15 protein-coding genes are annotated in these 14,578 nt (G+C 49.6%); 9 read left to right on the plus strand and 6 right to left on the minus strand.

Annotation, left to right across the window (positions count from 1 at the left end; genetic code table 11):
- Positions 1 to 24: 24 nt before the first annotated feature.
- The gene (locus tag K7P01_RS12050; protein WP_254082456.1) at positions 25 to 360 is read right to left on the minus strand and encodes an HU family DNA-binding protein; all 336 of its coding nucleotides are present in this window, start codon (positions 358 to 360) and stop codon (positions 25 to 27) included.
- Positions 361 to 457: 97 nt separating this feature from the next.
- Between K7P01_RS12050 and mutY the strand changes: the two genes are divergently transcribed.
- The 5 genes from mutY to K7P01_RS12075 all read left to right on the plus strand — a co-directional run bounded on the left by mutY (position 458) and on the right by K7P01_RS12075 (position 4,554).
- A complete protein-coding gene (gene mutY, locus K7P01_RS12055) occupies positions 458 to 1,513 on the plus strand; it encodes an A/G-specific adenine glycosylase (protein WP_267293252.1) in 1,056 nt (351 codons plus the stop codon).
- A gap of 106 nt (positions 1,514 to 1,619) precedes the next feature.
- A complete protein-coding gene (locus tag K7P01_RS12060; protein ID WP_267293254.1) occupies positions 1,620 to 2,063 on the plus strand; it encodes a single-stranded DNA-binding protein in 444 nt (147 codons plus the stop codon).
- Between the two features lie 22 nt (positions 2,064 to 2,085).
- On the plus strand, positions 2,086 to 3,384 hold the full coding sequence (locus K7P01_RS12065; protein ID WP_267293256.1) for a CNNM domain-containing protein: 1,299 nt from the start codon (positions 2,086 to 2,088) through the stop codon (positions 3,382 to 3,384).
- Positions 3,365 to 3,970 carry a gliding motility lipoprotein GldD gene (gldD, locus tag K7P01_RS12070; RefSeq protein ID WP_267293258.1) on the plus strand — a complete coding sequence of 202 codons (606 nt, stop codon included), beginning with the start codon at positions 3,365 to 3,367 and terminating at the stop codon, positions 3,968 to 3,970. Before K7P01_RS12065 ends, gldD begins: the two co-directional genes overlap by 20 nt.
- The gene (locus K7P01_RS12075) at positions 3,967 to 4,554 is read left to right on the plus strand and encodes a 3-keto-disaccharide hydrolase (protein ID WP_267293260.1); all 588 of its coding nucleotides are present in this window, start codon (positions 3,967 to 3,969) and stop codon (positions 4,552 to 4,554) included. The genes gldD and K7P01_RS12075 overlap by 4 nt, the downstream gene beginning before the upstream one ends.
- 5 nt (positions 4,555 to 4,559) lie before the next feature.
- Here the strand turns inward: K7P01_RS12075 and K7P01_RS12080 are convergent, their stop codons facing one another.
- Positions 4,560 to 4,763: a hypothetical protein gene (locus tag K7P01_RS12080; protein ID WP_267293262.1), complete on the minus strand. Its 204-nt coding sequence runs from the start codon at positions 4,761 to 4,763 to the stop codon at positions 4,560 to 4,562.
- Positions 4,714 to 5,364 (minus strand): RNA polymerase sigma factor, encoded by a 651-nt coding sequence (locus tag K7P01_RS12085; RefSeq protein ID WP_254082462.1) that lies wholly within the window; start codon positions 5,362 to 5,364, stop codon positions 4,714 to 4,716. The genes K7P01_RS12080 and K7P01_RS12085 overlap by 50 nt, the downstream gene beginning before the upstream one ends.
- A gap of 183 nt (positions 5,365 to 5,547) precedes the next feature.
- Between K7P01_RS12085 and K7P01_RS12090 the strand changes: the two genes are divergently transcribed.
- Both K7P01_RS12090 and uvrA read left to right on the plus strand, forming a co-directional pair.
- Positions 5,548 to 5,943, plus strand: a complete 396-nt coding sequence (locus K7P01_RS12090) for a hypothetical protein (protein WP_267293265.1) — start codon at positions 5,548 to 5,550, stop codon at positions 5,941 to 5,943.
- Positions 5,944 to 6,046: 103 nt separating this feature from the next.
- Positions 6,047 to 8,896, plus strand: a complete 2,850-nt coding sequence (gene uvrA / locus K7P01_RS12095) for an excinuclease ABC subunit UvrA (protein WP_267293267.1) — start codon at positions 6,047 to 6,049, stop codon at positions 8,894 to 8,896.
- A 258-nt stretch (positions 8,897 to 9,154) separates the two neighbouring features.
- On the opposite strand, the gene K7P01_RS12100 is transcribed toward uvrA, so the two are convergent.
- Positions 9,155 to 9,610 (minus strand): hypothetical protein, encoded by a 456-nt coding sequence (locus K7P01_RS12100; protein ID WP_267293269.1) that lies wholly within the window; start codon positions 9,608 to 9,610, stop codon positions 9,155 to 9,157.
- Between the two features lie 110 nt (positions 9,611 to 9,720).
- A complete protein-coding gene (locus tag K7P01_RS12105) occupies positions 9,721 to 10,074 on the minus strand; it encodes a phage holin family protein (protein WP_267293271.1) in 354 nt (117 codons plus the stop codon).
- 67 nt (positions 10,075 to 10,141) lie between these two features.
- Here K7P01_RS12105 and K7P01_RS12110 point away from each other — a divergent pair, with 67 nt between their 5' ends.
- Complete coding sequence (locus K7P01_RS12110; RefSeq protein WP_267293273.1) at positions 10,142 to 11,512, plus strand: exonuclease domain-containing protein; 1,371 nt, start codon at positions 10,142 to 10,144, stop codon at positions 11,510 to 11,512.
- Positions 11,513 to 11,572: 60 nt separating this feature from the next.
- Positions 11,573 to 12,934 carry a dipeptidase gene (locus K7P01_RS12115; protein ID WP_267293275.1) on the plus strand — a complete coding sequence of 454 codons (1,362 nt, stop codon included), beginning with the start codon at positions 11,573 to 11,575 and terminating at the stop codon, positions 12,932 to 12,934.
- A gap of 506 nt (positions 12,935 to 13,440) precedes the next feature.
- Here the strand turns inward: K7P01_RS12115 and K7P01_RS12120 are convergent.
- Positions 13,441 to 14,493: a PA0069 family radical SAM protein gene (locus K7P01_RS12120; protein WP_267293277.1), complete on the minus strand. Its 1,053-nt coding sequence runs from the start codon at positions 14,491 to 14,493 to the stop codon at positions 13,441 to 13,443.
- Between the last annotated feature and the right edge of the window lie 85 nt (positions 14,494 to 14,578).

Below are 14,578 nucleotides of genomic sequence, written 5' to 3' on the forward strand. Positions count from 1 at the left end.
ACGTCTCAGGAATGAGTCCTGCTCTTAGTCTACGTCCTCTTCTTTGTATTTCTCCGCCGTATCGGCTAACTGCTTAACTTTTTCGCTGCCTTTGATTTTGCTGACAAAGATTTTTGCAGGCTTAAAGCTGGGAACATAGTGCTCATCGATCACCAGAGCCGTATTTCGCGATATGTTACGAGCAATCTTCTTCTTTCTTTTTTTGTTGATGAAGCTGCCGAAACCCCGGATGTAAATATTATTACCATTGGCCATGGAATTCTTAACCACGCTGAAGAAAGCTTCCACCGATGCGGTGACATCTGCTTTATCTACTCCGGTCTTTTCAGCAATTTCGTTGATGATGTCTGCTTTGGTCACTGTGTTATATTTTTATGTCGAATTTTTTGGGTTGGCAAATTTATATGCCGCTCGTAGATTTAAAAATGAATATTGAAAAAATCTGATAATCAGGAGGATGGACAAACGATATTTCTCTGATAAAGTCGTTGAATGGTATCACACGCGTAAACGTAACCTGCCCTGGCGGGATACCCAAGACCCCTATAAAATATGGTTATCCGAGATTATTCTGCAGCAGACGCGGGTCGCCCAGGGGCTGCCCTACTACCTCCGGTTCATCGAAAAATTCCCCACCGTCCAGGCCCTGGCCGCCGCCTCTGAACAGGAAGTACTGCGCTTATGGCAAGGATTGGGCTATTATACGCGTGCCAGGAACCTGCACAAATGTGCCAAAGAAGTGGTGGCTCGATTTCAGGGCGCCTTCCCCGACAACTTTCAAACACTTAAGACCCTCCCCGGCATAGGCGATTACACCGCCGCCGCCATTGCGTCCTTTGCGTTTCGCGAATCCGTAGCCGTGGTGGACGGCAATGTGTTCCGCGTGCTCTCTAGAATCTTTGGCATTGATACAGAAATCAACAGTCCGGAAGGAAAAAAGGTTTTTGCGGCGCTGGCGAATGAGCTGATTAGTGCAAAAAAACCCGATCAGCATAACCAGGCCATCATGGAGTTTGGTGCCTTGTATTGCACACCCGGCAAACCGGAGTGTCCGGAGTGCACTTTTGTCAACACCTGTTTTGCTGCCAAAAACGAATTACAAGACGTATTACCCGTCAAAACCAAAGCAAAAGCAGCACGGCCCCGGTACTTCTATTATTATGTGATCCGCAAAGGGAAATCGATGCTGATGAAAAAGCGCGAACAAAAAGACATCTGGCACGGGCTGTACGATTTTTACGTCGTCGAAAAAGTAAAACCCGCCAACCCGGTAAAACTGATGGCGCAAGATTCCCTGCTTAAAAAATTTAATCCGGACGACGCCACCGTCTCAAAAAAATACAAACACGTCCTGAGCCACCAGATCATTCACGCCACCTTCATCACGTTGGCCGACCAGAAGTCGCAGGCATCCGGTGCCGATGGACTAAAATATTATTCTTCTCAAAAAATTTCCGATCTGCCTAAGCCGGTGTTGATTAGTCGGTTCCTGGAAGACTATCAGCTTTTATAGTTGACCCAAGATTGGTATTTTTGTTTACCTCCATGCACCACATGATACTGGCCGTACCGCGCATTCCGCGTGGAGGGATAAAAGCTGTAAATAAATAATAACATATATGTCAGGAGTAAACAAAGTAATCTTAGTTGGACGCCTTGGTAAAGATCCCGAAGTACGCAACCTTGAAAACGGTGCGGTAGTAGCAAACTTCAGTATTGCCACCTCTGAAAGTTATAAGGACCGCACGACCGGTGAAAAAAAGGAAATAACAGAATGGCACAACATCGTGCTGTGGCGCGGGCTGGCGGAGATCGCACAGAAGTATCTGCACAAAGGCGACATGGTATACATCGAAGGGAAACTGCGCACGCGCTCATGGGAGAAAGAGGGTGTAACGCGCTACACCACAGAGATCGTCGGCGATAACATGAACATGCTTTCGCCCAAAGGTAACGGTGGCGGTGGCATGGGCGCCGACTACGGTTCATCAGACCGTCCCACGGGCGACAACATGCGCGTAACGGCGCCCGCCGATACCAGCACTGACGACCTCCCGTTCTAATTCGTCACTGAGTACTTTTTACGTGGACGAACCCCCCGGGAATATCGAATTTCTAAACATACTCACCGGCCCCGAGCTGGTGAGTATGTTTTTATATAGCGCAGGCTTGTTGGTACTGCTCATATTGGCCATCATGATCACGCTATCAAAGACCGCATTGCTGTCACTGACCACAGACGATATGCTCACGCTTCGTCTGCAGCCCGGCCGACGCGCATATGCTGCCTTGATCTTGCTGGAGCGACCCGAATTATTTATCACCACCGTTACGTGGGTAAACACAGCCGTCTGGCTCACCCTCATCGTGTTTCTGGGCAAATATATGACCGCGGCGTTGTGGGTAATACCCGTGGTGGCCCTGGTTGCTTTTACCAGCGAAATGTTGTTAAAAGTATATGCTGTCAAACACAACATGCGGCTCTCCATGCGCGCCGCCCCCACCTGGCTCGTGTTGACGCGTCTTTGCAAGCCTGGTACCTGGCCCTTGCGCAGATTCCGTTCGTGGATGCAGCGCTTACTCCAGCAAGAGAGTAAAGAACCTACAGCCGAAGAACTGGCAGAAGTACTGGGCCTTTCCTTGAAAGGAGACAATGCAGAAGAAGATAACGAAAAAGAAATTCTACGCGGCGCGCTGACATTCACCCGGCTCAGCGTGCGGCAGGTTATGATCCCGATCAAAAATGCTTCCGCGGTTAGCAGTCGGCTGACCTTCACACAGCTCCAGGACCACATCGCCCGGGTGCGCTTTGCACGCTTACCGGTGTATGCCGAAAGCGCCGACAAGATCGTGGGCATTTTATATGTCAAAGACCTGCTGCCGTTCATACACGAGCCGGGTGACTTTGGCTGGCAGAACCTGATTCGTCCGCCCACCTTTGTGCGGGAGTCGAAAAAAATCGACCTGCTTTTAATAGAGCTGCTGGAGAAAGCCATCAAAATGGCAATCGTCACCAACACCGCCGGGCGCACCGTGGGTTTAGTAACGCTGCACGACCTGAGCGAAGAAATTGTAGGTGATATTAATAATGAGTTCGATCATGCCGTCGCCTTCTATCGCCGCGTGGACGACCATACCTGTCTGTTCGCCGGCGATGTCTCGATGACAGACCTGTACAAAATGCTCTTGCCGGACACCGAGCCCTTCCCGGCGGTGGAACCGGCAAATAAGTCGCTGCACGAGCAACTTCTCGAATGGCACGGTAAAATGCCGGTCTCAGGTGATGTTATCAGTCATGAACAATTTACCTTTACCGTAGAATCACTCGAATACAAGGAGATCAAACAGGTTAGGGTTTACATTCATGAGCGGCAAAAGCATTAACATTCTCGGCCTCGGCCTGATCACCGTATTATTTACCACTTCTTGTACGCGTGAGTACCTTCCCAAGCCATTGGGCTACAATCGCCTGGAGTTGCCGGAACAGTCGTACATTTCGCTGCCCGATTCACTGCCCTACACATTTGAATATTCAAAACACGCCCGACTGCTACCCGACTCCTCACGCATACGCGAAAAATATTGGATAGAGATCTATTACCCAATGCTAAAAGCAAACGTGCACGTTACGTACAAGCCGTTGCGTCACGACGAAAAGTTATTGAAGGAGCTGTTAGATGATGCATACACCCTCACGGCGAAACACCAGATCAAAGCATCGGCTATTAACGAAGTCATTACGACAACACCCAGCGGCAAGACGGCTGTCATTGCCGAATTAGAAGGCGAAGTACCCAGCCAGTTTCAGTTTACTGTTACCGACTCCGTTGACAACTTCATGCGCGGGGCGCTATACTTCAATACCCAGGTGGCCAATGACTCACTCGCGCCGGCCATCGACTACATGAAAAAAGATATCATGCACATGATCAATACAATTGTATGGAAAAAACCGGCATCATCGTTATGAAAAAAATACAGGCATTCTTCTTTTGTATCCTCACGGTTGCCGGCGTGCAAGCACAGGATCTCTTCAACAAAAAGGACCTTACCGGCTGGGATGTGTACGGTACGGAGAAATGGTATGTTGAAAACGGCGAGCTTATTTGCGAAAGCGGCCCCGACAAACAATACGGTTACCTGGCAACGCAAAAAGAATATAAGAACTTTGAATTGACCGTCGAGTTCAAGCAGGAATCGAACGGTAACAGCGGAGTGTTCTTTCATTCATCGATCGAAGGCACGCGCGTAACGGGCTGGCAAGCCGAAGTAGCACCGGCGGGCAAACACACCGGCGGCATCTACGAGTCGTATGGACGCGGTTGGCTGATCCAGCCCGATGCACAGGCTGAAAAACTCTTAAAAGAAGGTCAATGGAATAAGATGGTCGTCCGTGTGGAGAACGACCAGGTAACAACCCACCTGAACGGACACCCGGTGGTTATCTTAAAGGACGACAAAATAGGCGCCAGCAGCGGCAAAATAGCCCTGCAAATCCACGACGGCGGCGGCGTGAAAGTCCGGTGGCGCAAGGTGCACCTGAAGGCGTTGTAAAAAAGCTACCGCTGCCTTTCCTGCAGGCTGCGCGAGTAGCTTAAAATGTTCAGCACCGTAGCGGGTGAGGGCTGGAGGTCGGCAGTGTCGATCTCGTCCATCATGCTACGCAATTCATTGAACAACGACTTGAGCTCGTTGTCGCACAGCAGTGCACGGTCAATTTCCTGGCTCTCCTCCTCCGTAATCTCGCGGTATAGGTACCTCACCAGGTCGGTTTGCGTAAAAGTTTTTATCATAGGCTCTGTTATTGATCATCTTCTTACGCAGGTTTATCAACGCATACCGCATACGGCCCAAAGCAGTATTAATGCTCACTCCGGTGCGGCCGGCGATCTCCTGAAAGCTCATCTGTAGGTAGTGACGCATAATCAACACCTGTTTTTGTTCCTTCGGCAAGTCCTTAATGTAATCCCGGAGCTTCATCCGTGTATCACGACGGATAGTTTGATCCTCCATGGATTTTTCCGCGAACTTCAACGAATCGAATACGCGGCTTCCATCCTCCAGTACTATCTCCGGGTAGCGTTTGTCTTTTCTGAAATGGTCGATTGCCAGGTTGTGGGCAATGCGACTGATCCATGGCAGGAATTTCCCCTCCTCGTTATACCGTCCACTACGGATGGTATTGATCGCTTTCACGAAAGTCTCCTGCAACAAGTCTTCTGCCGTGTAGCGGTCTTTTACAATTAAGTAAATAGCCGTGTAGAGCTTCGATTTGTGGCGGTGCAAGAGCATCTCAAAAGCCTTCTCGTTACCGTTACGATAGAGCGACACTAACTGGCTGTCGCTGAATCTGCTGTCAATCATTCTGTCTCATTTAGGTAACGTAGAGATCTCTGTCGATATTGTAGGGGTTAGATTTAGAATTAGTCGGAATTAGAATGAAAAGATAGATGGTTTCTCGTAAAAGCGCAAAAAAATTTCTAAAAATTCTTGCCTCTCATACTATTTCTTTAGCTATTTGCTCGAAGATTTGCGTCACCATAAAGTATGGCAGTTAGTAAGAAAAAAGTTATCAAAAGCCTTGAAAATCTTTCAGAAGATTTGAAGGATTTAATTCATGAGCAATATCCGAACGGATACGAAGCGAGCATCACGCGCATCACCAATGCGAAGAAAGAGCCTATCTTCGTATTTCCACTGGAAACTGAGGATTCGACCTACCTGATCAAAGTGCCCGTCACCAAGAACAGTGAAGGTGAATACGACGTGGAATCATCCAAAACGGAAAAAGAATTCGACAATTCCGACGATGCCGGCGCCGACTTCAACAACAATGAAGACGACTTCGAGAGTAGCAGCGGCGCCAGCACTGACGACGACTACGACGAAGAAGGTGGCGGCAAACGACGGGAAGCCAGCTATGATCCTGATTTTGATGCCTGATCGGCTGATCAAAAAATATTGCGTAAAGGCCGGAACACCATCCCCACGGATGGTGTTTGTTTTTTGGATAGATTGATTACTTTGACACCTTAAAGACGAAACTTTGAGCCAGGCACTGACTGCAACCGAAAAACAAATCGAAGACCTCGACCCCCGCGAATACATCATCATCAAACGTGCACGGGTAAACAACCTCAAGAATCTCAGCGTCGCCATTCCCCGCAACAAGCTGGTGGTCATCACCGGCCTTTCCGGCTCCGGAAAATCATCGCTTGCATTTGACACGCTCTTTGCCGAAGGACAGCGCATGTACGTAGAGAGCCTCAGCTCCTATGCACGCCAGTTCCTTGGGCGGATGGAAAAACCCGAAGTGGATTACATCAAAGGCGTTTCACCCGCCATTGCCATTGAGCAAAAGGTCAACACCCGCAATCCCCGGTCCACCGTCGGCACCACTACCGAAATTTACGACTACCTCAAGTTGCTATTCGCCCGCATCGGAAAAACCTATTCGCCCATAAGCGGCAAAGAGGTGAAGCGCGACACGGTCAGCACTGTTGTGGATTATATCAACGGCCTGCCCCAGGGCACCCGTGTCATGGTTGCCTGCCCCCTGTTGATTAAAAAAGGGCGGAAGCTTCACGACGAACTCAACCTGCTGCTCAGCAAAGGTTTTGCACGCATATTAGTAGACGGCGAGATGAAATTCATTGAAGAGGTTCTTACGCCGCCAGTTCCGGAAGGAAAGAAAAAAGCACCCGCCAAGGCGGCTAAAATCACTGGTGAAATTGAGATTCTGATCGACCGCGCCAGCGTACAGCCGGATGACGAAGACACCACGTTCCGCCTGTCCGACTCCGTGCAAACAGCCTTCTTTGAAGGCGAAGGCGATTGCATTATCTATGCAGAGGGGTCGAAAAAGACACACTTCTCCGACCGCTTCGAACTGGACGGCATGACCTTTACCGAGCCGTCGATCAACTTCTTTAGCTTCAACAACCCCTATGGTGCCTGTCAGACCTGCGAAGGGTTTGGCAAAGTACTGGGCATTGATGAAGACCTGGTTGTTCCCGACAAATCACTGTCGGTGTACGAAGGCGCCATTGCCCCATGGAGAAGCGAAACGATGGGCGAGTGGCAAAAGCCGCTGATCAAAAACGGCATCAAGTTCGACTTCCCCATACACCGTCCCTACAACGAGCTCACCAAAGCACAGCAAGAAGTATTGTGGAATGGCAACACCTACTTCTCCGGCATTCACGAATTCTTCCGTTACCTGGAGTCGAAAACGCACAAGATTCAATATCGCGTACTGCTGTCGCGTTACCGTGGCCGCACCAACTGCCCCGATTGTAAGGGCACTCGCCTGCGGAAGGATGCACAATACGTACGGATCGCCGACACATCCATTACCGACATCGTGCTGTTGCCGATTGAAGAAGGATTGATCTTCTTCAACAACCTGAAACTTCCGGTACACGACCAAAAGGTTTCAGATCGCATCCTGACTGAAATAAAATCACGCCTGGAATATCTGACAAAGGTCGGCCTGGGATACTTAAACCTGAACCGGATCACCTCCACATTGTCAGGTGGTGAATACCAGCGCATCAAACTTGCAACATCGTTAGGTAGCGCGTTGGTCGGCTCGATGTACATACTCGACGAACCCAGCATCGGTCTGCATCCAAAAGACACCGATCGCATGATCCAGGTACTAAAAACCCTGCGCGACCTGGGCAATACGGTGATCGTTGTAGAGCACGAAGAAGAGATTATGCGTGCAGCCGACCAGATCATCGATATTGGTCCTGACGCAGGAAGCCATGGCGGCGAGCTCGTCTTCCAGGGCACGTTAAAAGAGATCAACGGCAAGGTGCGCACACATACAACGGACTACCTCTCTGGCCGTGAAGAAATTACAACGCCCAAAATGCGTCGCAAATGGAAAGACTCTGTAACCGTTTTTGGCGCACGCGAAAACAACCTCAAGAACCTGACCGTGAAATTCCCGCTGGCAGCATTGACCGTCGTTACCGGCGTGAGCGGCTCGGGAAAATCTACCCTGATCAAAAAGATCTTGTATCCCGTACTGGGTCGTCTAAATGGCTCAGTATCAGAAGTACCAGGCAAATACGATAAGATCGAAGGCGATTTTGGCAAAATCACGCAGGTGGAGTTTGTGGATCAAAACCCCATTGGCAAATCGTCACGGTCGAACCCGATCAGCTACGTAAAGGCCTATGACGCCATCCGCAACCTTTTTGCCGAGCAAGCGCTTTCCAAACAACGCGCCTACAAGCCCGCGCATTTTTCCTTCAACGTAGAGGGCGGGCGCTGCGAAACCTGCGAAGGTGAAGGCGAGATTCGGGTAGAAATGCAGTTCATGGCCGACATCTTCCTGAAATGCGAAAGCTGCCACGGCAAACGCTTCAAGCAAGAAGTACTGGAAGTGGAATACAACGGCAAGAACATTGCCGACATCCTGGATATGACCGTGGAAGATGCGTTGACATTCTTCCAGGACAAGAAGGCCGTCCATGACAAAATCTTTCCCCTGTTCGATGTAGGATTGGGATATGTCAAACTGGGTCAGTCTTCCAACTCATTGAGTGGGGGTGAAGCCCAGCGCGTGAAGTTGGCGTCCTTCCTGGGCAGGAACTCGACGGAAGGTCACATACTCTTCATCTTTGATGAACCGACCACCGGCTTGCACTTCCACGACATTGCCAAGCTGCTGAAAGCGATCAACGCACTCGTAGACATTGGCCATAGTGTAATCATCATTGAGCATAATCTTGAAGTCATCAAATGCGCGGACTGGATCATTGATCTGGGCCCGGAAGGCGGCGAAAAGAAGGGAGGCACGCTGATGTTTGAAGGGACACCAGAGGACATGGTGAAAAAAGGAAAGGGCTTTACCGCTGATTTTCTTCGCGAGAAGCTTAAATAGTCATCAGGGCCATGTCAACAGACCGGAGTAGAGACCTATGACAATAGCGACAACGATGCCCACAATCAGTAAAATGTTCTTTTTCATGAATGTATGCGCAAGGGGGTTTGCATCTGAAGACACAACAAGTGTCGGGAAAGTTGTAGACAGCGCGGGATTTCTTTCACTTTCTTTCGGCCAACATCCCCATATACCCCACACTACGGTAGGCAGCCCATCGCTAATTCCATGTTTCAGGATTAGCGATGGGCTACTGTATTAACGTCTTACATAAACACGGCCACCGGGTCTGCTCGTATCGAGGTAAGTGTTGAAATCGTCATCGTAGTACTCGTCCACTTCCACGTAGGTGGCGTGGTGTACATCTACGTGGCGCATGGCCACCGGCAACCCGGCACTTACGTTCCAGTTTCTACCGCCAAACGATATATATACCTGGCGTTGGTAGTCATAGTATACGTCATAGTCCTGGTAGTATACATACCGCACCGGACGGGGATGGTGATAAACAACACGACGTTCGACCGGCGCATGGTGGTGATGATGGACGACGCGCACCTCGTGGCCGCAATGACGGTCGTGATGATGCACATGCTTGTCGTGATGATGGTGCTCACGATGATGGCCACCACGATTACCCTGTGCATATACGCCTATACTGGAACCGGCTAACAACACTATCGATGCTGCGCGTAAAAAGATCGTCGTTTTCATAAGTGCTCGTTTTTAATCTCGGAGGTAAACCCCCTTGACCCTACAAATGCAAACGCAATGCCAGTTGTAAAACGTGCTGAATCAGGCCTGAGCACCAAGCAATTACAAGTCTAACGGCGATCCTTCTTTTCCTGGCTCAAGTCGCCCAGGATACTGTTAAGTAGGGAAAGTAGAAGGCTAAACGCAAGCGCCCACCAAAAACCATCGACGCGAAAGCCGGGTGTTAGGAAATCTACCAGCTGGATCATGAGTGCGTTGATCACCAACAGAAAAAGTCCCAGCGTAAAAACCGTAACTGGTATTGTGAACACAACCAGAATCGGTTTTACGATAGCATTTACCAGCGCCAGCACGACGGCGACCAGCAACGCGTACCCATAATGATCTACGTGCACACCTGGCAACAGGTACGCGCCAATTAAAACTGCGAGTCCGCTTAACAAAAAACCGATGATTCCGTTCATTTTAGGGCTTCAAAAATTTGGTTGAAGTTCTGCTTTTACCTTTAGAAGTCAAACTCTAAATTTGAACATGTACGCGATTGTTGACATCGAAACGACGGGAGGATTTGCGGCGAGTCATCGCATTACCGAGATCGCGATTTATCACCATGACGGTATTCGCATTACGGACAGCTACCGCTCATTGGTAAATCCGGGTCGCGAAATTCCATACTATATCACGGGCCTTACCGGCATCACCACGGAAATGGTAATGGACGCGCCTTCGTTTGAGGAAATTGCCGAAGAGGTGTTCGCAAAACTTGACGGCCGGGTGTTTGTCGCGCACAATGCACACTTCGACTACTCTTTCATCAAACAGGAATTTGAGCTGATTGGCGTGAACTGGCAGGCACGCAAGCTTTGTACCGTGCGGCTGAGCCGTAAGATCGTACCGGGACTGCGCTCGTATAGTTTGGGTAGCCTGGCCGAAAGCCTCGGCATACAAATTGAAAACCGCCACCGCGCAGACGGCGACGCACATGCCACCGTCAAGATCTTTCACGAACTGCTGGAGCGCGATCGTGAAAGCCATATCTTGAAGGCACTCAAGAAAAATTCGGGCGAAACCATTTTGCCCCCCAACCTGCCAAAAGAAGAATTTGACAAATTACCATCCCTGCCCGGTGTATACTATTTTCTGAACGCACGTGGACAAGTGATCTATGTCGGCAAAGCCATCAACATCAAGAAACGTATTGCCGGACACTTCACCGGTGACGCCCGCGAGTGGAGCCGCTCGAAGATCCGGAACGAAATACACCACGTCACCTTCGAGCTTACCGGCAACGAATTGATTGCCCTCATTCTGGAGTCGCAGGAAATTCGCCGGCTATGGCCGAAGTATAACCAGGCACAAAAACAAAAAGTGGAAGAGTGGGGCCTTTTCAGCTACGAAGATCGCAACGGATACCTGCGATTTACAGCAAACATTATTACCAAAGGCACCGTTCCGCTGATCCGTTTTGGCAACAAAAGCGATGCCTGGAATTTTCTGTGGGAGAAAGTGCGTGAGTTTGAGCTTTGTCCCAAGCTTTCCGGACTCCAGATTGCCAAAGGACTCTGCTTCGCCCATCAGACGGGCGAATGCCATGGCGCCTGCGAAGGAGTGGAAAGTGCTGCAGAATATAACAATCGCTTAACGCAAGCTGTTGGCTCATTTAAAGCTTCGGGTAGCAGCGTGGCGCTTATCGGCAGAGGTCGCAATATAGAAGAACAATCTCTCGTGCTGGTAGACAAAGGTGTGTATTGTGGCTTTGGTTATTTCGGCCGCGACGTAGCCATTACCGATTTTGAATCCGCGCGCACCTACGTGCGGGTAAGCCCCGAAACACCCATTGTACAAAACGTTGTTAATTCGTACCTCTCCAATCCGCGCGACGTTGAATTGGTTGTTTTTTAGGGGAAAAATTCGTGACAATCCGGCGCAAGGGTTAAGTTTGCAGCAGTCAACTAACCCAACATGACAACAAAAGAATTTATTACCGCCAACAAGGATAGATTTCTTTCCGAGCTATTCGACTGGCTGCGCATTCCTTCTGTCAGTGCCGACAGCAAACACAAGCAAGACGTGCGAGAAGCGGCCGAGTTTTTAAAAGAAAAGCTCACAGCCGCGGGTGTAGACAACGTGGAGATCAATGAAACAAAGGGTCACCCGATTGTATACGCCGAAAAACTAATAGACCCCTCGTTGCCCACGGTGCTGGTATACGGCCACTACGATGTACAGCCGCCCGACCCGCTCAACCTGTGGGATACACCGCCGTTCGAACCGGTCATCCGCAACGAAAAGATTTATGCACGCGGCGCCTGCGACGACAAAGGTCAGGTATACATGCACGTGAAAGCCTTCGAGGCCATGATGAAACTGAACCTGCTGCCGTGCAACATCAAGTTTATGGTAGAAGGCGAAGAGGAGGTAGGTTCTGACAACCTGGGCGACTTTGTAAAAGCAAACAAAGCCAAGCTTAAGTCCGACGTCATTCTGATCTCCGATACAGCCCTCATCTCTCTGGAGCATCCTTCCATCACCACCGGCCTACGCGGCCTGAGCTATATGGAAGTGGAAGTAACCGGCCCCAACCGCGACCTGCATTCAGGTGTGTATGGCGGTGCCGTTGCTAACCCTATCAATGTGCTCTGCAACATGATCGACTCACTGCACGATAAAGACGGCAAAGTGACCATTCCCGGCTTCTATGATAAAGTTGCTGAGCTCACCGCAGCCGAACGCACAGACCTGAATAAAGCGCCGTTCAACCTGAACGACTACAAAAAGGAGTTGGGCATTGACGAGATAAAAGGTGAGAAAGGATATACTACCCTCGAGCGAACCGGCGTAAGACCCACACTGGATGTTAACGGCATCTGGGGCGGTTACACCGGTGAAGGTGCTAAGACCGTGTTGCCGTCAAAGGCAAGCGCCAAAATCTCGATGCGCCTGGTACCGAACCAGGTCAGTGCCGAAATTACCGAGCTCTTCACGAATCACTTCAAAGCAATCGCTCCGCCCTATGTAAAGGTTAAAGTAATGGCACACCACGGCGGCGAGCCGGCGGTAACGCCCACGAACTCGGACGCATACCGTGCTGCAAGCAAAGCGTTTGAAGAAGTATTTGGCAAGAGCCCCATTCCGACGCGTGATGGTGGAAGTATCCCGATTGTAGCACTGTTCAAAAAAGAGCTGGGACTTGATACGGTATTGATGGGCTTTGGCCTCGATACAGATGCGCTGCACTCACCCAATGAACACTATGGAGTGAATAACTTCCTGGTAGGTATTGAAACCATCGTGGCATTCTACAAACACTACGCGAAAAAATAACCTGCAGCGAACGCTTAAAAACAAAAAGCTCCTCCTTTCTTTCGAAGGGAGGAGCTTTTTGTTTAGGAGAAAGCTTATTTCCGCTCAAACACAATTAAGCTTTCTCCACGGTTCTATAAATCAGAACCGTCGTGCCCTGTTCAGATGTCTGCCCTTCAATTCCACCACACGGTATCTGAACCAGCTAACGAGAGAGTTTCTTTCTTCCCAACACCCACCGTCTCTATTACCGAAACTTTCTGTTTAGTTCCGAACGTCGGAACCACTCACGCTGCGTCCAGGTGTCTCCACCGCAAGCCCATCGTTCCCCGACCGGTTGGGGCTACACCACACCTGAACCAGACTGCTCTACTCCGTCACTCCTAACTATTTATACTCTACTCCATTCCGCTGCGTCCGACAGTTGTGACTACACAATACCTAAATCGGATCACCACACCCTAATCTCAACCATTTTCCATTCTCCAGCGAGAATATAGGCTTCATACTATTCAGGAATATTCTCATCAAAACAAGCTCAAATTCCCGCCCTTCCTAAATTTTGTCAAATCGATTGGCGGCATGGTTTTGTCTCCAAAGTATTTTTTCTTCGATGCCCGAAACAATTGATGTATAACCTGTGCGAAATTCCCTTCGCCAGTCATACGTCGTCCAAAGTTTGAGTCGTTCACTTTGCCGCCGTGCATCTCACAGATCTGGTGCCACACCTTCTCAAAGCGATCTGGAAAGTTCTTGCGCAACCAGTCCTCGAAGATCTGCCCGATCGAACCATTCAGCCGCACGACAGTCATACCCGCGCTCAAGGCACCGTGTTCACTTGCCGCTTTTAGTACCTGTGGAATTTCATGGTGATTTAAACCCGGTATAATCGGCGCATTCATAACGCCGACTGGTATACCCGCCTTCGCCAATACTTCCACCGTCTTTAGCCGTTTGATCGCGCTTGCCGTACGTGGCTCCATCACACTGCGCAATTTCTCATCCAGCGTGGTGATAGAAATGTATACATGCACGAGGTTGTCTTGCGCAAGATCTTTTAACAAATCCAAATCGCGCAGTATCAAACCGTTCTTTGTAATCATTCCCAACGGATGGCGATAGCGCGCAAAGACCTTTAACATATTGCGCGTAATTTCCATCTTACGTTCGAGCGGCTGGTAACAATCCGTATTACCCGATACACTGATCGGAACAGCCTGCCATGTCGGACTCAACAACATCTTCTCCAACAACTGAGGAGCATTTTTCTTTACAATGATCTTGCTCTCAAAATCGATCCCCGCACTAAAGCCCCAATACTCGTGCGTATTGCGTGCATAACAATAGATACAACCGTGCTCACATCCCTGATAGGGATTGGTTGAATACATCATGCCCAGGTCCGGACTTGTCACCTTGTTCACGATGGTCTTAGATGTTTCAAAGAACACCTGCGTAGTGGGCGCCTCCATCAGCGGTTCATCCAATCCCTCCACATGGTCCGTGACATACTGAGCCTTCAGAAATTTATTACCTGTTCTGATCTGGGCACCCCGGCCTTTGAAATACTCGTCTTCCATGCTCGTCCTCTTTTCTGATAACCCGTAACCAACACCACATAGTTATCTAATTTAATTAGTATTGTCAACTAATTTCATTAGAATA

The sequence above is a fragment of the Parachryseolinea silvisoli genome (assembly GCF_021190955.1).
GTDB classification, from domain to species: Bacteria; Bacteroidota; Bacteroidia; order Cytophagales; family Cyclobacteriaceae; genus Ohtaekwangia; species Ohtaekwangia silvisoli.

What these genes read in the sequence shown, in the direction of transcription:
- K7P01_RS12090 (WP_267293265.1), top strand. Translation starts at nt 5,548, where the DNA reads ATGGCAGTTAGTAAGAAAAAAGTTATCAAAAGCCTTGAAAATCTTTCA.
- K7P01_RS12060 (WP_267293254.1), top strand. Translation starts at nt 1,620, where the DNA reads ATGTCAGGAGTAAACAAAGTAATCTTAGTTGGACGCCTTGGTAAAGAT.
- K7P01_RS12085 (WP_254082462.1), bottom strand. Translation starts at nt 5,364, where the DNA reads ATGATTGACAGCAGATTCAGCGACAGCCAGTTAGTGTCGCTCTATCGT.
- K7P01_RS12105 (WP_267293271.1), bottom strand. Translation starts at nt 10,074, where the DNA reads ATGAACGGAATCATCGGTTTTTTGTTAAGCGGACTCGCAGTTTTAATT.
- K7P01_RS12100 (WP_267293269.1), bottom strand. Translation starts at nt 9,610, where the DNA reads ATGAAAACGACGATCTTTTTACGCGCAGCATCGATAGTGTTGTTAGCC.
- K7P01_RS12075 (WP_267293260.1), top strand. Translation starts at nt 3,967, where the DNA reads ATGAAAAAAATACAGGCATTCTTCTTTTGTATCCTCACGGTTGCCGGC.
- K7P01_RS12110 (WP_267293273.1), top strand. Translation starts at nt 10,142, where the DNA reads ATGTACGCGATTGTTGACATCGAAACGACGGGAGGATTTGCGGCGAGT.
- K7P01_RS12120 (WP_267293277.1), bottom strand. Translation starts at nt 14,493, where the DNA reads ATGGAAGACGAGTATTTCAAAGGCCGGGGTGCCCAGATCAGAACAGGT.
- gldD (WP_267293258.1), top strand. Translation starts at nt 3,365, where the DNA reads ATGAGCGGCAAAAGCATTAACATTCTCGGCCTCGGCCTGATCACCGTA.
- K7P01_RS12115 (WP_267293275.1), top strand. Translation starts at nt 11,573, where the DNA reads ATGACAACAAAAGAATTTATTACCGCCAACAAGGATAGATTTCTTTCC.
- mutY (WP_267293252.1), top strand. Translation starts at nt 458, where the DNA reads ATGGACAAACGATATTTCTCTGATAAAGTCGTTGAATGGTATCACACG.